The 16,295-nt window shown below is 59.0% G+C and carries 17 protein-coding genes and 4 tRNA genes; 2 read left to right on the top strand and 19 right to left on the bottom strand.

Annotation, left to right across the window (positions count from 1 at the left end; translation table 11 throughout):
- Positions 1-115: 115 nt before the first annotated feature.
- From phnK to phnC, 9 genes are all read right to left on the bottom strand, one after another.
- The gene (gene phnK / locus ACEPAJ_RS07040) at positions 116-925 is read right to left on the bottom strand and encodes a phosphonate C-P lyase system protein PhnK (RefSeq protein WP_425914284.1); all 810 of its coding nucleotides are present in this window, start codon (positions 923-925) and stop codon (positions 116-118) included.
- Positions 922-1,809 carry an alpha-D-ribose 1-methylphosphonate 5-phosphate C-P-lyase PhnJ gene (locus ACEPAJ_RS07035; protein ID WP_425914283.1) on the bottom strand — a complete coding sequence of 296 codons (888 nt, stop codon included), beginning with the start codon at positions 1,807-1,809 and terminating at the stop codon, positions 922-924. Before ACEPAJ_RS07035 ends, phnK begins: the two co-directional genes overlap by 4 nt.
- Positions 1,806-2,897: a carbon-phosphorus lyase complex subunit PhnI gene (locus ACEPAJ_RS07030; protein ID WP_425914282.1), complete on the bottom strand. Its 1,092-nt coding sequence runs from the start codon at positions 2,895-2,897 to the stop codon at positions 1,806-1,808. Before ACEPAJ_RS07030 ends, ACEPAJ_RS07035 begins: the two co-directional genes overlap by 4 nt.
- Positions 2,897-3,508, bottom strand: a complete 612-nt coding sequence (gene phnH / locus ACEPAJ_RS07025) for a phosphonate C-P lyase system protein PhnH (RefSeq protein WP_425914281.1) — start codon at positions 3,506-3,508, stop codon at positions 2,897-2,899. The genes ACEPAJ_RS07030 and phnH overlap by 1 nt, the downstream gene beginning before the upstream one ends.
- Complete coding sequence (gene phnG, locus ACEPAJ_RS07020; protein WP_425914280.1) at positions 3,508-3,969, bottom strand: phosphonate C-P lyase system protein PhnG; 462 nt, start codon at positions 3,967-3,969, stop codon at positions 3,508-3,510. The genes phnH and phnG overlap by 1 nt, the downstream gene beginning before the upstream one ends.
- 12 nt (positions 3,970-3,981) lie before the next feature.
- The gene (gene phnF / locus ACEPAJ_RS07015) at positions 3,982-4,686 is read right to left on the bottom strand and encodes a phosphonate metabolism transcriptional regulator PhnF (RefSeq protein ID WP_425914279.1); all 705 of its coding nucleotides are present in this window, start codon (positions 4,684-4,686) and stop codon (positions 3,982-3,984) included.
- 36 nt (positions 4,687-4,722) lie between these two features.
- Positions 4,723-5,517 carry a phosphonate ABC transporter, permease protein PhnE gene (gene phnE, locus ACEPAJ_RS07010; RefSeq protein WP_425914278.1) on the bottom strand — a complete coding sequence of 265 codons (795 nt, stop codon included), beginning with the start codon at positions 5,515-5,517 and terminating at the stop codon, positions 4,723-4,725.
- 79 nt (positions 5,518-5,596) lie between these two features.
- Positions 5,597-6,601 carry a phosphonate ABC transporter substrate-binding protein gene (gene phnD / locus ACEPAJ_RS07005; protein WP_425914277.1) on the bottom strand — a complete coding sequence of 335 codons (1,005 nt, stop codon included), beginning with the start codon at positions 6,599-6,601 and terminating at the stop codon, positions 5,597-5,599.
- 54 nt (positions 6,602-6,655) lie between these two features.
- Entirely contained in the window at positions 6,656-7,492 is an 837-nt protein-coding gene (gene phnC, locus ACEPAJ_RS07000; protein ID WP_425914276.1) for a phosphonate ABC transporter ATP-binding protein, read from the bottom strand.
- Positions 7,493-7,881: 389 nt separating this feature from the next.
- Between phnC and ACEPAJ_RS06995 the strand changes: the two genes are divergently transcribed.
- A complete protein-coding gene (locus ACEPAJ_RS06995) occupies positions 7,882-8,199 on the top strand; it encodes an Arc family DNA-binding protein (RefSeq protein WP_425914275.1) in 318 nt (105 codons plus the stop codon).
- A 124-nt stretch (positions 8,200-8,323) separates the two neighbouring features.
- Here ACEPAJ_RS06995 and ACEPAJ_RS06990 read toward each other — a convergent pair whose 3' ends face one another.
- The 4 genes from ACEPAJ_RS06990 to mgtE all read right to left on the bottom strand — a co-directional run bounded on the left by ACEPAJ_RS06990 (position 8,324) and on the right by mgtE (position 13,143).
- A complete protein-coding gene (locus ACEPAJ_RS06990) occupies positions 8,324-9,460 on the bottom strand; it encodes a sodium ion-translocating decarboxylase subunit beta (RefSeq protein ID WP_425914274.1) in 1,137 nt (378 codons plus the stop codon).
- 12 nt (positions 9,461-9,472) lie between these two features.
- The gene (oadA, locus tag ACEPAJ_RS06985) at positions 9,473-11,248 is read right to left on the bottom strand and encodes a sodium-extruding oxaloacetate decarboxylase subunit alpha (protein ID WP_425914273.1); all 1,776 of its coding nucleotides are present in this window, start codon (positions 11,246-11,248) and stop codon (positions 9,473-9,475) included.
- Between the two features lie 25 nt (positions 11,249-11,273).
- On the bottom strand, positions 11,274-11,525 hold the full coding sequence (locus tag ACEPAJ_RS06980; RefSeq protein WP_425914272.1) for an OadG family protein: 252 nt from the start codon (positions 11,523-11,525) through the stop codon (positions 11,274-11,276).
- A 175-nt stretch (positions 11,526-11,700) separates the two neighbouring features.
- Positions 11,701-13,143, bottom strand: a complete 1,443-nt coding sequence (gene mgtE / locus ACEPAJ_RS06975; RefSeq protein WP_425914271.1) for a magnesium transporter — start codon at positions 13,141-13,143, stop codon at positions 11,701-11,703.
- Between the two features lie 321 nt (positions 13,144-13,464).
- Here mgtE and ACEPAJ_RS06970 point away from each other — a divergent pair, with 321 nt between their 5' ends.
- A complete protein-coding gene (locus tag ACEPAJ_RS06970) occupies positions 13,465-13,962 on the top strand; it encodes a DUF4124 domain-containing protein (RefSeq protein ID WP_425914270.1) in 498 nt (165 codons plus the stop codon).
- A gap of 118 nt (positions 13,963-14,080) precedes the next feature.
- Here ACEPAJ_RS06970 and ACEPAJ_RS06965 read toward each other — a convergent pair.
- The 6 genes from ACEPAJ_RS06965 to ACEPAJ_RS06940 all read right to left on the bottom strand — a co-directional run bounded on the left by ACEPAJ_RS06965 (position 14,081) and on the right by ACEPAJ_RS06940 (position 16,269).
- Positions 14,081-14,157, bottom strand: a tRNA-Arg gene (locus tag ACEPAJ_RS06965).
- Between the two features lie 72 nt (positions 14,158-14,229).
- Positions 14,230-14,306: transfer RNA gene (locus ACEPAJ_RS06960), tRNA-Arg, on the bottom strand.
- 72 nt (positions 14,307-14,378) lie between these two features.
- Positions 14,379-14,455, bottom strand: a tRNA-Arg gene (locus ACEPAJ_RS06955).
- Positions 14,456-14,506: 51 nt separating this feature from the next.
- Positions 14,507-14,597, bottom strand: a tRNA-Ser gene (locus ACEPAJ_RS06950).
- 62 nt (positions 14,598-14,659) lie between these two features.
- Positions 14,660-14,845 (bottom strand): carbon storage regulator CsrA, encoded by a 186-nt coding sequence (csrA, locus tag ACEPAJ_RS06945; RefSeq protein WP_274088859.1) that lies wholly within the window; start codon positions 14,843-14,845, stop codon positions 14,660-14,662.
- Between the two features lie 185 nt (positions 14,846-15,030).
- Positions 15,031-16,269: an aspartate kinase gene (locus ACEPAJ_RS06940; RefSeq protein ID WP_425914269.1), complete on the bottom strand. Its 1,239-nt coding sequence runs from the start codon at positions 16,267-16,269 to the stop codon at positions 15,031-15,033.
- Positions 16,270-16,295 lie beyond the last annotated feature (26 nt).

Here is a 16,295-nt window from a genome sequence, read left to right as displayed (position 1 = left end):
GTACGAGCGGATGTGATCCGACACGAAAGTCATGCGTAGGGTGGATGGCGTTTTATCCATCCACCGATGGCGGCTCGCAGGTGGATGAGAAGAGCGTCATCCACCCTACTCAGCGTTAAGGCTGCAGAACGGACGACACCAGCAGCTGCGAATAGGGATGCTGCGGATCATCGAGAATCTGATCGGTCAGACCGGCCTCCACCACATGGGACCGGCGCATCACCATCAGCCGATCGGCGAGCAAACGCGCCACCGCAAGGTCGTGGGTAACGATCACCACCGCCAGATCCAACTCACGCACCAGACCGCGCAACAGGTCGAGCAGACGTGCCTGCACCGACACATCGAGGCCGCCAGTCGGCTCATCCATGAACACCAGCCGTGGACTGGAGACCAGATTGCGAGCGATCTGCAACCGCTGCTGCATACCGCCGGAAAAGGTGCGCGGCAGGTCGTCGATGCGCAGTGGGTCGATTTCCACCTGACTCAGCCAGTCGATCCCAGCCGCACGCAGTTCGCCGTAATGGCGCACGCCTTGGGCCATCAACCGCTCACCGATATTGGCGCCGGCCGACACGCCCATGCGCAGGCCGTCACGCGGGTTCTGCTCGACAAAGCCCCACTCAGTGCGCAGCAAGGTGCGGCGCTGCGCCTCGCTGGCGCTGTACAGATCCACCAGGCTGCCATCACTGTTGCGGTAGCTGACACTGCCGCGATCCGGCGGGCAGCGGCCGGAAAGAAGGCTGAGTAGCGTTGATTTACCCGAGCCAGACTCGCCGACGATGCCCAGCACTTCGCCCGGATAGAGGTCGAACGAAACACCCTGACAGCCCTTCTCCGGGCCGTACAGACGGGTCAGGTCACGGACGCTGAACAACGGCTGAGCCGTTTCACTTTGCAGCTGTAATTGCTCGGCAGCACTCATTGCACGGCCTCCCCAGTCATCTCAGCGGCATCGCGACGCTGCATGCAGTAATCGGTATCGGAGCAGACGAAGCGCGTGGTGCCCGCGTCGTCGACGATCAGCTCATCCAGATAGGAATCGTGGCTGCCACAGAAGGCACAGTTTTCCTCCCAGCTCTGGATGGCAAACGGGTGATCAGCGAAGTCCAGGCTTACGACTCGGGTATACGGCGGCACGGCATACAGGCGCTTCTCGCGCCCGGCACCGAACAGCATCAGCGCCGGGCTCATGTGCAGCTTGGGGTTGTCGAATTTGGGGATCGGCGAGGGGTCCATCACGTAGCGCTCATCCACCGTCACCGGGTAGGCGTAACTGGTGGCGATATGGCCGAAGGTGGCGATGTCCTCGTACAACTTGACGTGCATCACGCCGTAATCCTCCAGCGCGTGCATGGCGCGGGTCTCGGTTTCCGAGGGCTCGATAAAACGCAGCGGCTCAGGAATCGGCACCTGATAGACCATGATCTGATCATTACTCAGCGGCGTTTCCGGGATGCGGTGGCGGGTCTGAATTACCGTCGCTTCGGGCGTGCGGGTGGTGGTTTTCACCCCCGCCGTACGAGCAAAAAAGCGCCGGATCGACACCGCGTTGGTGGTGTCATCCGCGCCTTGGTCGATCACCTTGAGCACATCCTCGGCACCGAGAATCGCCGCGGTCAGCTGCATGCCGCCGGTGCCCCAGCCATAGGGCAGCGGCATCTCGCGGCCACCGAACGGCACTTGGTAACCGGGAATCGCCACGGCCTTGAGCAGGCCACGGCGGATCATGCGTTTGGTTTGCTCATCAAGGTAGGCGAAGTTATAACCAACCTCGGTAGCGGACTGAGTTTGGGCCTGGGCAGTCATGCGCGTTGCTCCTCGGCGGCGGGCTGCTCACGCTCCTGCTTGCGCAGTTTGCGGATCAGCTCCAGCTCGGATTGGAAGTCGACGTAGTGCGGCAATTTGAGGTGGGAAACGAAGCCGGCGGCTTCAACGTTGTCGCAGTGCATCAGCACGAACTCCTCCTGCTGTGCTGGGCCGTCTACCTCTTCGGCATACTCGGCAGCGCGCAGTGAACGGTCGACCAGCGCCATGCCCATGGCCTTGCGCTCGGCATAGCCGAAGGCCAGGCCGTAACCTCGGGTGAACTGCGGATCGATGCCTTTGCCGCCGACGAACTGGTTGACCATTTCGCACTCGGTCACCTCGATGTCGCCCAGCGGTACGGCAAAGCCCAGCTCTTCCGGCTCCAGCCAGACATCCAGTTCACCGATGCGAATCTCACCAGCGAACGGGTGATTGCGACCGTAACCACGCTGAGTGGAATAGCCCAGCGCCAACAGGAAGCCTTCATCGCCACGGGCCAGCGCTTGCAGGCGCTGCGCACGGTTGGCGGGGAAGTCCAACGGCTCGCGGGTGATATCCGGTACAGCGCTGCCTTCATCGACTTCACGGGCCATCAGGCCTTCCTCGGCGAGAAAGTCCAGCACACGCGGGCAAGCGCTCAGTTCGGCCTGTGGATTGATCTGCGGACCGGGCTGCTCGCCGTCGGCCAGCAAGGCGAAATCCAGCAAGCGGTGGCTGTAGTCGAAGGTCGGCCCGAGGAGCTGACCACCGGGCAGGTCCTTGAAGGTCGCGGAGATGCGCCGGGTCAGTTGCATCTGCGTGGTTTCCAGCGGCGTACTGGCGCTAAACCGCGGCAAGGTGGTGCGGTAGGCGCGCAGCAGGAAGATCGCCTCCATCAGGTCACCAGCGGCCTGCTTGATTGCCAGGGCGGCCAATTGCGGGTCATACAGCGAGCCTTCGCTCATCACACGAGCCACTGCCAGGGGCATCTGCTCACGCACCTGCTCGACGCTGAGTTCAGGAATGGAAGTATCGCCACGGCGTTTCTTCGCCAGTAGCAAATGGGCATTGTCGATGGCACGCTCGCCACCTTTGACGGCAACGTACATCAGGCCACCTCCTCGGCGTTGTGCAGCACATGGGTACTGCGCGGCAGGCCAATCACCTGTTCGCCAGCGGAGAAAAAGGCGTCCAGACCACGGGGAAACGCGCTACGCGCCTGGCGTTGCTGCCAGAAGCGAGTACGTAGCGGCAACTCGACAACACGTACATCCTTGATCCCAGGCCCACGCCAGCGCAGCGACTCGCCACCGCTCAGGGCCGCGAGTTGAATCAGCAAGGTGCAGGACTGATCCGGGTAGCGCTCGCTGCCGTTGTCAAAGTCCGCCAGATCGTCAGCGCCCGACTCATCGAGCAAGGCAAACAGCGCCGACTCACGCTCGGCGACAATCGGACAACCGCAGTGGAATGACAGGTTGGCGCGAATCGCCGGGGTGTCAAAACAAGGGGCCAGCCATAACGGCGTGTCGCCATCGAGAAAGGCCAGGCACAGGGCGTAGGTGGCCGGCTGCAGATTTTCCAGCGCTAGGGCGCGATCCATCGGCTGCGCCAGACCCGGCTCCGCCAGGGCTTTAAGCGCCGTGCGGAAGCTGGCCTGCGCATCCAGGACCGGGTCATTGAAGGCCGGTTGCAGCCATTGCGAGCTGTTCGCCGCGTTCATCAGTCTTCTCCTCTGACCAGGGTGAAAAACTCCACCTGGGTAGTTGCGGTTTCAGCGGCTTTAGCGGCGAGCTGACGCTGCTGTTGATCGGCCAACGGCTCGATCAGGCGGCTGAGCCAGTGGGCTTGCTCAGCCCCTTGCAGGTGCGCATCGGCCAGAGCCGCGAGCTCGGCATGTTGCTTGTCGCGACCCGCTACATAGCTGTAACCGGTGCAGCCATCAGCTAGGCGCACCACGCAACGGGTCACGCTCATTTCACCGAGGTTGAACGGGCTACCGGTGCCGCCCATGCGGCCGCGCACCAGGGTCATGCCGATTTCCGGCGCGCGGATCAGGCTGTACTCGACCTCTTTCAAGGCTGACTCATAGGCCGCCAAGCCGGTGCCGGCGCGGGCAAGTACGCCCATCCAACGCTGACGTGTGGCGATTTGCGGGTCGCTGTGCAGCAGGTTGCGGTTCATCGCGGGCCTCCATCAAAGAGCGAGCTGGTACTGGAAACGGTCGGCACGGCTGGTCGATAACGACAGCTCCACCGGCTGGCCAGCCAGATCGCGGGAAAGGGTTTGCACGCTGAGCAGCGGTGCATGCTTGGGCATCATTAAGCGCGTAGCCTCTTCACGACTGGGCAGGCGCGCGCCGATCAAACTAAAGGTGCGGGTCAGCGGCAGATCGCGCTGGCTCAGGTACTGACGCAGCGAACCACCCTGGTAGTCCGCCAGTAACGGCGCATGAATCAGGTTGAAGGCATGCCGAATCAGGCTGACTGGCTGCCCTTCAATCAGCCGCAAGGTGATCAGCTCCACTAACTGAGCGCCCTCCGGCAACTGCAAATAATCACGCTCTTCATGCCCAGCCGGGCGTACGCGGCGTTGCAGCAGCTGAGCCTCGACCTTATGCCCGAGGGCCGACAGCGAAGCGCTGTAAGCACTGCCGGCCTGCATCGGGTAGATCAGCGGCCTGGACAATACGCGGGTGCCCTTGCCCTGCTGACGCAGCAGGCGGCCTTCGAGCACCAGCTCATCAACGGCGCGGCGCAAGGTGTGGCGGTTGACCGCAAAGCGTGCAGCCAGCTGCACCTCGGCTGGCAGGTAATCGCCCGGTTCCATGCGCTGCAGTTCATCACGCAGCACGGCAGCCAGTTCGCGGTACAGCGGCTCGGGTTGTCTAGACAAGTGCATGGCTAATTAAGGGCGCCCGCAGGCACCCAATCTCCGTCAGATAAATTGCTTACGCAGGCGCTGCGAGATGATGTCGAGCACGCTCACCACCAGAATGATGATCAGCAGCAAGGCGCAGGTTTGGGCGAACTGGAAGCCACGAATCGCCTCCCAGAGAATCACCCCGATACCGCCCGCACCGACCATGCCGACCACGGTGGCTGAGCGCACGTTGGACTCGAAGCGGTACAACGAGTAGGAAATCCACAGTGGCAACACCTGCGGGATCACCCCGTAAATCACCTCCTGCAAGGCACTGGCACCGGTGGCGCGCACACCTTCAACCGGACCTGGATCAATCGCCTCCACCGCCTCGGCAAACAGCTTGGCCAGCACCCCGGTAGTGCCGATAAACAACGCCAGCACCCCAGCAAATGGACCCAGGCCCACAGCCACCACGAAGAGCATGGCGAAGACCATTTCATTGATCGAACGGCAGGCGTCCATCACCCGGCGAACCGGCTGATAAACCCACCAGGGCACAATGTTCTCGGAACTGAGAATACCCAACGGAATGGCGCAGACAATCGCCAGCACCGTGCCCCACAGGGCGATCTGCACGGTAACGATCATCTCCTTGAGGTACAGCTCCCAGTTGCTGAAATCCGGCGGAAAGAAATCCGCGGCAAAGGTCGCCATGTTGCCGGAGTCACGGATCAGGCCGAGCGGGTTCATCTCCGCGCCATGCCAGGACCAGGCCAGCACAGCGATAAACAGCCCCCAGCCAATCAGCTGCGTCCAGGAACGCTTGGCTGAAAAATCAGGCGCAGGTGCGGTAGTTAGGGTGGTCATAACGACGTCTCGAATGGAGCAACAAAGAACATCGGCCCGCCCTTAGATCATGCAAGGCAAGGCGAGCCGACTGAGGCAATCAACCCGCGCTGGCAGGGCTCTGCTTGGCAATTTCCGCCAGGCGCTTTTCCAGCTTGGCCAGCTCGCTATCCAACTCTTTGAGTTGTGCTTGCTTGTCGCTGTCGGAAAGCTTTTCGTTGTTAGCGACTTCGGTGCGCTTTTTGAACAGTTCCAGCTGGCGGATCGGCAGCAGTTGGTCGTCATCGGAAGCCTTGAACTTGGCCCACTGCAGCCCTTCAAGCACTTTCAACTCAGCCGGTTTGTCGCCGTAAGTCATAAAGAACTCGCGCAGCTTGTTCTTGGTGGCGTCATCCAGATTCTTGCGCCATACCATCGGGTCAGACGGGATCAGCGGCGAGGTCCAGATCACTTTCAGTTGTGCGGCCTTGTCCGGCGCAGTCACTTGCAGGCGCTCCATGCCTTCGCTGTTGAAGGTGCCGACATCGACCTGCTTGTTGGCCACCGACAGGGCGTTGACTTCATGGCTACCGTTAAGGGCGCGTTTGAAGATCTTGTTGGCATCAGCGTTGTTCTGCGCAAACACGTAGTAGCCCGGAACCAGATAGCCCGAGGTGGAATTCGGGTCGCCGTTGGCGAAGGTCAGGGTCTTGGCGTTTTTCAGCATGTCTTCGATCGAATTGATCGGGCTGTCCTTGTGCGCAACCATCAGGCTGTAATAGCCCTGAGTGCCGTTAGCAGCGACGGTCTGGGCGAAAACCTGCCCACCGGCACGATCCACGGCTTCCATCGCAGCCTTGTTGCCGTACCAGGCCATGTCGACCTTGTCGAAACGCATGCCCTGGATGATCCCGGCGTAGTCAGGGGCGAAGAAGGCTTTGATCTTCAGGCCGGTCTGCTGGCTCATGTCCGCCAGGAAGGGGTCCCACATGGTTTTCAGGTTCTGCGAAGACTCGGTGGAAATGATGCCGAAGTTGATTTCCTGCTCAGCGGCTTGAGCAGCACCCATAACTGAGCCTGCCAGCAGCGTGGATGCGACAAGAACGCGACTGATACGTTTGAACATGCAAAGCACTCCTAGTGCGGATGGACAGATAAGGATTCGCCTAACAGGCGTAACTCAGGCCTTGGCCAGAGCCAGCGGTACTTTCGGTGTGCGTGCGCGGCGCGCTTTCTCGATGGGCAGCGGCTCTACTTCAAGCTCGGCACCATAGAGATCGTTAAGGAAGTTGGGGTGCAGCTCGGCGGCGGCGCCATCGAAATGAATACGCCCCGCTTTCAACGCCACGGCGCGCTGGCAATAGCGCATGGCGTAGTCAACCTGATGCAGGGTGACCACCACGGTGGTGCCGTCTTCGCGGTTGATGTCGGCAAGGATCTGCATGACCTTGCGCGCGGACTCGGGGTCGAGTGAGGCGATGGGCTCATCGGCCAGAATCACCTTGGCGCGCTGGCACAAGGCACGGGCAATTGCCACACGCTGCTGCTGCCCACCGGACAGGGTCGAGGCGCGCTGCTGCGCCAAGTCGGCCAAGCCCACACGACTGAGTGCCTGCAACGCGCGCTGTTTTTCTTCAGCGCTGAACAGGCCCAGCGTGCCTCGCCAGCGCGGCATACGGCCCAGGCAACCGAGCAGGACGTTCTGCAGCACGCTGATACGCCCCACCAGGTTGAACTGCTGGAAGATATAGCCGATATCCGCGCGCAGCCGGCGCACATCAGCATTCAATCGGCCTTCAGCCTGCACGTCGCGGCCTAATACCTGAATGCTGCCGCCGTTCGTGCGGTCACAACAGGCGAGGCCCGCGACATGGCGCAGCAGGGTTGATTTGCCAGAGCCCGACGCCCCAATCAACGCCACTATTTCACCGGGTTCAACGGACAGCGCCAGATCAAACAGCGCCTGTTTACGGCCGAACGTTTTGTTCAGGCGCTCAACCCGGATCACTGCGCTCATGGAATGCCTCCTTTATTTACGGTTACACCGCGGCGTGGGCCGCCTTCTGGTGTAGACCAAGGTAGGCAAATCGTGTGTCAGGGCGATTAATGGACCGTGACACTTGCGTGACGCTTACTTGAAGTTATTTCTATACGCAGGGTTTGTTGTTTATTTGCACAATAAGACGCATTTCTGACAACTGATGCCGATGTAGCGCCTTCACCCACCGGCAAATAGAACATACAATTGACGTCAAATTATTGCCCTTTCAGCGAGCGAATAATAAGCAGCACTTAAGCTGCTTTCTGGCTGAACGGTTAGCGCTGGCGCGGGTCAAAACGGTGACTATGCTATAGCCCATTGCCAGTATCGCTTTCCTGAACTAACCGGTTTAATGTACGCGCCCTATGAAACAAGCACTCTATTCCAGCCGTACCGCTGACAAATTCGTAGTTCGCCTGCCCGACGGTATGCGTGAACGCATTGCGGATGTCGCACGCAACCATCACCGCAGCATGAACTCGGAGATCATTGCTCGCCTTGAGCAAAGTATGCTCCAGGAAAGTGCTTTGGGTGATGACGTCAACATACGCCTCGACAGCCCCGAGCTGTCGCTGCATGAACGTAAGTTGCTGCAGCGCTTTCGCCAGCTGTCACGTCGCCAGCAAAATGCCCTGGTGGCACTAATTGCTCACGACGCCGAGATGGCTAACGAAGAAGGCTGATTGCAGCATCGACTGAAAACCGGCCATGGCCGGTTTTTTTGTTGCTCATAAAATTGCCCACCATGCCAAATCACGCCCATAAAAAAACCGCCTAACTAAGGCGGTTTTTTATTTCAGTGCGAACTCAGCCGACAAAGTTGAGCAACACACCCGCCGCAACGGCCGAACCGATCACACCTGCCACATTCGGACCCATGGCGTGCATCAGCAGGAAGTTCTGCGGGTTGGCTTCCAGGCCAACCTTGTTCGATACCCGCGCCGCCATTGGCACCGCAGACACCCCAGCCGAACCGATCAACGGGTTGATCTTGTTGCTGCTGAACAGGTTCATCAATTTAGCCATCAACACCCCTGATGCCGTGCCCGCGCAGAACGCGATCATGCCCAGGCTGAGAATACCCAGCGTCTTCAATTGCAGGAACGATTCCGCCGAGAGCTTAGAGCCAACCGTCAGACCAAGGAAGATGGTGACGATATTGATCAGCGCATTGCGCGAGGTATCCGCCAAACGCTCGACCACACCCGCTTCACGCAACAGGTTGCCAAGGGCAAACATCCCGATCAGCGGCGCAGCGTCAGGCAGCAACAGACCAATCAACAGACACAGCACGATCGGGAAGATGATCTTCTCGCCCTGCCCCACAGGACGCAGTTGCTGCATGACAATGGAGCGCTCTTCCTTGGTGGTCAGCGCACGCATGATCGGCGGCTGAATCAACGGCACCAGCGCCATATAGGCATAAGCTGCCACTGCAATGGGGCCGAGCAGGTGCGGAGCCAGCTTAGAGGTCACGAAAATCGAGGTCGGACCGTCTGCACCGCCAATAATCGCAATCGATGCCGCCTCCTTGAGGGTGAACTCCAACCCCGGAATGCCCAGCGCCGTTAGCGCCAGCGCGCCCATCAGCGTACCGAATATCCCGAATTGCGCCGCCGCACCGAGCAGCAACGTTTTCGGGTTGGCCAGCATCGGCCCGAAGTCGGTCATGGCACCGACCCCGAGAAAGATCAGCAACGGGAAGATACTGGTGGGCAAACCCACCTCGTAAATCATGTGCAGAAAGCCGCTGCCTTCGGCCATATTGGCCACCGGAATGTTGGCCAGTAGGCCGCCAAAGCCAATGGGCAGCAGCAGCAAAGGCTCAAAGCCCTTCTTGATCGCCAGGTAGATCAGCAGGATGCACACCGCGATCATAAACAGCTGACCGGCTTCGATGTGGTAAAGGCCCGTGCTGTGCCAGAGTTTGAGGAGCTTATCCATTACCGCGCTCCTTTAACCGATGGTCAGTAGGCTGTCGCCCACCGCCACCGCATCACCGACCTTGACGTTGACCGCACCAATGGTGCCAGCCTTGAACGCGCGGATTTCGGTTTCCATCTTCATGGCTTCGAGAATGATCACCAACTGTCCTTCTTCCACGGCCTGACCGGGCTGCACCAATACCTTGAAGATATTGCCCGCAAGCGGAGCACTCTGCGCCTCGCCAGCACCCGCGGGGGCAGCAGCGACTGGTGCGGAGGAGGCGGAGCCAGCGACAGGCTTGAGGCCTTCGATATCACCGCCTTCATTGACCTGCACCACATAAGACTTGCCGCCCACTTCAACGGTGTAGACCTCGGGCTTGCCAGCCTCGCGGACCAGCTGTTCCTGGCCTGTAGGGACGGGTTCAAAAGCCGCCGGGTTACCGCGATTCTGCAGAAACTTCAAACCAATCTGCGGGAACAGTGCATAGGTCAGCACGTCGTCGACTTCATCGGCGGCCAGCTTGATGCCCTTCTCTTTAGCAATGCCTCGGAGCTCGGCAGTCAGCTTGTCCATTTCATCATCAAGCAGGTCGGCCGGGCGACAGGTGATGGCCTCGGCACCATCAAGCACCCGCGCCTGCAGCTCTTTATTAAAAGGCGCCGGCGCTGCGCCGTATTCGCCTTTCAACACGCCTGCCGTTTCCTTGGTGATCGACTTATAGCGCTCACCGGTGAGCACGTTGATCACCGCCTGAGTGCCAACGATCTGCGAGGTCGGGGTCACCAGGGGGATAAAACCGAGGTCCTCACGCACCCGCGGAATTTCCGCCAGCACTTGATCAAACTTGTCCTCGGCGCCCTGCTCTTTCAGCTGGCCTTCCATGTTAGTCAACATGCCGCCCGGCACCTGAGCAACCAGAATGCGCGAGTCGACGCCCTTAAGATTGCCTTCAAATTTGGCGTATTTCTTACGCACGTCACGGAAGTAAGCCGCAATCTCTTCGAGCAACTCCAGGTTCAACCCGGTATCGCGCTCACCGCCTTGGAAAATCGCCACCACCGACTCGGTCGGCGAATGACCGTATGTCATCGACAGAGAGGAAATCGCCGTATCGACGTTATCAATCCCCGCATCCACGGCCTTAACGATGGCAGCGGTCGATAAGCCTGCGGTGGCATGACAATGCAAATGAATCGGGATCGACAGGGTCGCCTTCAGGCGCGTGACCAAATCAAACGCGACATAAGGGTTGAGAATGCCGGCCATGTCCTTGATGGCGATCGAGTCGGCGCCCATGTCTTCGATCTGCTTAGCCAGATCGAGCCACATGTCCAGGGTGTGCACTGGACTCGTGGTGTAGGAGATGGTGCCCTGAGCATGCTTACCTAGCTGTTTTACGGCTTTCAGCGCGGTCTGCAGGTTGCGCGGGTCGTTCATCGCATCGAATACGCGGAATACGTCGACGCCATTGAACGCGGCGCGCTCGACGAATTTTTCCACCACGTCATCGGCGTAATGACGGTAACCCAGCAGGTTCTGCCCACGCAGTAACATCTGCTGAGGCGTATTGGGCATGGCCTTTTTCAGCGCACGAATACGCTCCCATGGGTCTTCGCCCAGGTAGCGGATGCAGGAATCAAAGGTGGCGCCGCCCCAGGTCTCTACAGACCAAAAGCCGACCTGGTCGAGCTTGCCAGCGATCGGCAGCATGTCTTCCAGGCGCACACGGGTGGCCAGGATCGACTGGTGCGCGTCACGCAGCACCACATCAGTAATTCCGAGGGCTTTCTTTACGGCAGTCATGCAGATGCTCCCTGTCGAACCTGGCTCACCCGCGGCGGGCGCGGTGCTGGTGAATAGCGGATTGAATGGCGGCGAGCACATCGGCATTCGGCTCGTCCGAGGACGGCTTGACTGCCAATGGCGCAGCTAGGGGGATCGGTGTTTTCGCGGCAAAATGCCCAATAACCCACGACATCACGCGGATTACCAACACCAATAGCACTAGAAAGAGAAATACGAAGCCCAGGCCGAATAGCATGAGCTCGACACCCTCGAGCAGGAGTTCACTAGGGGTCATCTTGGCTCCAATACCCGCTCGTGCGAGCTGCGTTAATTATTAGATAGGAGCGCCCGGGACCCTGTCCCGGGCAAAGCTGGCGAACCTTAGCGTGAAACGAGCGTTTGAAGCAAACTCCATACGGACTACTTGCGCGATTTGCCAGCAACAGGCGCAGCGTGCAAAAACCAGCTCACTAGAGCAGGAATAGGCTCGCCAAGCCCAGGAAGATAAAGAAGCCACCGCTGTCCGTGACCGCGGTAATCATCACGCTAGCCCCCAGGGCCGGATCGCGCCCCACGCGCACCAACGTCATAGGAATCAGCACCCCCATCAGCGCCGCCAACAGCAGGTTGAGCAACATCGCAGCGGTCATCACTACGCCCAGCGACCAGCTGCCATAGAGTAAATAGGCGACCACGCCAATAACCCCGCCCCAGACAATACCGTTGATCAAGGCGACCCCCAGCTCTTTGCGAATCAAGCGCGAGGTATTGCCAGTGCTCACCTGGTCCAGCGCCATGGCCCGCACGATCATGGTGATGGTCTGGTTACCCGAGTTCCCACCAATCCCCGCAACGATCGGCATCAGTGCAGCCAGGGCGACCAATTTCTCGATGGAATCTTCGAACAGGCCAATCACGCGCGAGGCCATAAACGCGGTCACGAGGTTGATCGCCAACCAAGCCCAGCGGTTACGCAGGGACTTCCACACCGAGGCGAAGATGTCTTCTTCCTCGCGCAAGCCGGCCATGTTGAGGACTTCGCTTTCGCTTTCCTCACGAATCAAATCGACCATTTCATCGATGGTCAGACGGCCAATCAGCTTGCCGTTCTTGTCCACCACCGGCGTGGAGATCAGGTCATAACGCTCGAACGCTTGAGCGGCGTCGTAGGCATTTTCATCCGGATGGAAGCTCACCGGATCGGTGGCCATAACCTCACTGACCAACTTCTCTGGATCGTTAACCAGCAGCCGCTTAACCGGCAACACACCCTTGAGCACACCGTCGTAATCCACCACAAACAGCTTGTCGGTGTGCCCCGGCAACTCCTTGAGGCGACGCAGGTAACGCAACACCACTTCCAGGCTGACATCTTCGCGGATGGTGACCATCTCGAAGTCCATCAACGCGCCGACCTGGTCATCCTCGTAGGACAACGCCGAACGCACGCGCTCGCGCTGCTGCGCATCGAGGGTTTCCATCAGCTCATGCACGACATCACGCGGCAGCTCGGAAGCCAGGTCGGCCAATTCGTCGGCGTCCATTTCCTTGGCTGCCGCGAGAATCTCATGGTCGTCCATGTCGGCGAGCAGGGTTTCACGCACTGCATCGGACACTTCGAGGAGGATGTCGCCGTCGCGCTCCGCCTTGACCAGCTGCCAGACAGTCTGGCGGTCATCCAGCGGCAACGCCTCAAGGATGTGGGCAACGTCAGCGGAGTGCAGCTCATCGAGCTTGCGTTGCAACTCGGCCAGGTTCTGCCGGTGCACCAGGTTTTCTACCCGGTCGTGGTGCTGGCCTTCCTGACGATGAGTCAGGTCTTCAACCAGTTTATGCCGATGCAATAGCTCGACCACCTGGGCCAGGCGGTCCTGCAGGCTTTCTTGCGGTTTTTTTGCTTCTACTTCAGTCATGGCGCACTCCACCCCCAGCGGCAGCGCACGCCAAAGAGGGTCAATCAGTCAACACGTGATTGCACAATCGAGATTCAACGTAACTACTGGGTAAGTCCATGGTGGTAATCCACAAGCCCCGGCGGGGCTGACGCGGCGAATGATACCACCGCGTCGGCGCTTTGCATGCGGCAAAAAATAATCCAGGAACAAGCGCTTGCAACACACATTTAAACGCGCCGGCATCGTTAATTGCGACGTGCCGGGCACTGGCAAAGGCACGCCTGGCACAGAGATCGGTATCGACTACGCTTGCACATGCACCGTTAAGGAGGACGCACCATGCAAGGATTGCCCTGCGCAGCTATCTGCGCCATTTTGCTCTGCCCACTGACGGCACTCGGCTCAAGCGTATTTCGCTGCGAAGACGCTAACGGCCACATCACCTTCACCCGCCAAGGCTGCCCCGACGACCACCGCCAGCGCCTGCAACAGGCCTACAACCCCACACCCGGCAGCGGTAAGCCAGTACCGCTGGCAAAACCGCGTAAAGCAGCTCCCGTGAACCAGAAGCAGGCTGAGCAGGATTTGACGGTCATCGGGATTAAGCAGGATGGCTGCGGCAACCACCTAAACAGCAGCGAACGACGCGCCGCCATCATCAAGCAACAGATACGTGTAGGTATGAGCCGCAGTGACGTCGAGAGCAGCCTGGGCAAGCCGGACAAGGTCACCGAGCAGAATGGCCAGACGCGTTACGTTTATCAGGGCAAGAAAGGCAGCAAGCGCAACGTCAGCTTCGATGAAGCGGGCTGCGTCAAAGGTAAAGCCAAGCGCTAACCGGCGCGAACAATCACTGAGCACCACTACCAGCGCCGGAGGACGGCGACCTGCAGGATGGCCCGCCGTGATTGCGGCCATAAAAAAAGGGCCTGCATCGCTGCAGGCCCTTCTTGTTTGGTGCACTCAGGAGGATTCGAACCTCCGACCGCTCGGTTCGTAGCCGAGTACTCTATCCAGCTGAGCTATGAGTGCATGTGGCGCTTTTAAACCAGATCACCGCTGGCTGAAACAAAATGGCTTGCATTGCTGCAGGCCATTCCTATTTGGTGCACTCAGGAGGATTCGAACCTCCGACCGCTCGGTTCGTAGCCGAGTACTCTATCCAGCTGAGCTATGAGTGCATGTGGCGCTTTTAAACCAGATCACCGCTGGCTGAAACAAAATGGCTTGCACTGCTGCAAGCCATTCCTGTTTGGTGCACTCAGGAGGATTCGAACCTCCGACCGCTCGGTTCGTAGCCGAGTACTCTATCCAGCTGAGCTATGAGTGCATGTAACGTTCGCACTGTAGATATCCAAACTGCATCTACAACACTCAATAATGGCGGAGAAGGGGGGATTCGAACCCCCGACACCCTTTTGAGATGTACTCCCTTAGCAGGGGAGCGCCTTCGGCCACTCGGCCACCTCTCCGCAACACGGGGCGCATGATAACCATGTTTTCCCCGTTTGCAAAGCCAAAATTTCGATAAAAATTAGAGGCTTGGTTCTTCACCCTTCTCTTTCTGGATGCGCTGGTAGATTTCCTCACGGTGCACAGCAACTTCTTTCGGCGCGTTAACGCCAATACGCACCTGATTACCCTTCACACCCAGCACGGTGACAGTGACTTCGTCACCCACCATCAGGGTCTCTCCAACCCGACGAGTCAGAATCAGCATTCCTTTCTCCTTACGGATATCATTTCAGGACAACAACAGTCTGCAAAAAAATGGTGGCAGCCCCGAACATCTCAAGCAGAGCCTTCACCCAAGTATTGACCAGTGTGGGCAGAAAGAAAGTTCCCGCCCACACCAACCAAAAAAGACGAAAGGCGCGGGATAGCCCGCGCCTTTCGGATGATGCCTCAGTCGCCCTGTCGGGCCGGGGCATCCAGTTCAAAAGCAGTGTGCAGGGCGCGTACCGCCAACTCCAGGTATTTCTCCTCGATTACCACGGAGACTTTGATTTCCGAGGTGGAGATCATCTGGATGTTGATATTTTCTTGGGCCAGCGACTCAAACATACGGCTGGCAACCCCTGCGTGGGAGCGCATACCAACGCCCACGATGGAAACCTTGGCGATGTCGGTATTGCCAACCACTTCACGCGCGCCCAATTCCTGGGCCGTCTTCTCCAGCACCAGCATGGCATTGCTGTAGTCATTGCGATGCACGGTGAAGGTGAAGTCGGTGGTGTTATCGTGCGCAACGTTCTGCACGATCATGTCCACCTCTACATTGGCGGCACTGATCGGCCCGAGGATCTTGAACGCTACGCCCGGAATATCCGGTACGCCACGGATAGTCAGCTTGGCCTCATCGCGATTAAAGGCGATGCCAGAGATGATCGGCTGTTCCATGGATTCCTCTTCATCAATAGTAATGAGGGTGCCCGGACCCTCTTGAAAGCTGTGCAACACGCGCAGCGGGACGTTGTATTTGCCGGCGAACTCCACCGCACGAATTTGCAGCACCTTGGAGCCCAGACTGGCCATCTCCAGCATTTCTTCGAAGGTGATCTTGCTTAAGCGCTGAGCCTTTGGCACAACCCGTGGATCGGTGGTGTAAACGCCATCCACATCGGTATAAATCTGACACTCATCGGCTTTTAACGCAGCCGCCAGGGCCACACCAGTGGTGTCGGAGCCACCACGCCCAAGCGTGGTGATATTGCCGTGCTCATCAACGCCCTGGAAGCCGGCGACCACCACCACACGCCCGGCCTTAAGATCGATACGCAGTTTCTGGTCATCGATCTGCAGGATGCGCGCTTTGTTGTGCGCACTGTCCGTGAGGATGCGCACCTGGTTACCGGTATAGGACACCGCGGGCACGCCAATCTTGATCAGCGCCATGGCCAACAGGGCAATGGTCACCTGCTCGCCGGTCGAGACCATCACGTCGAATTCACGCGGTACCGGCTGACCATCACTAACCTGTTTGGCTAGTTCGACCAGGCGATTGGTTTCACCGCTCATGGCGGAAACCACAACCACAATGTCATCACCGTTTTCACGGAATTTCTTCACCTTCGCGGCCACCTGCTGAATACGCTCAACAGTGCCGACGGAAGTGCCGCCAAATTTCTGTACGATCAAAGCCATTTCAAAGCCGCCTCAGCCCGTGAAGG

The sequence above is a fragment of the Pseudomonas sp. GWSMS-1 genome, from assembly GCF_049847425.1.
In the GTDB taxonomy this organism is placed as follows: Bacteria; Pseudomonadota; Gammaproteobacteria; order Pseudomonadales; family Pseudomonadaceae; genus Aquipseudomonas.
Note: the sequence above shows the minus strand (reverse complement) of the source record. Positions and strands in the feature narration are given on the sequence as shown.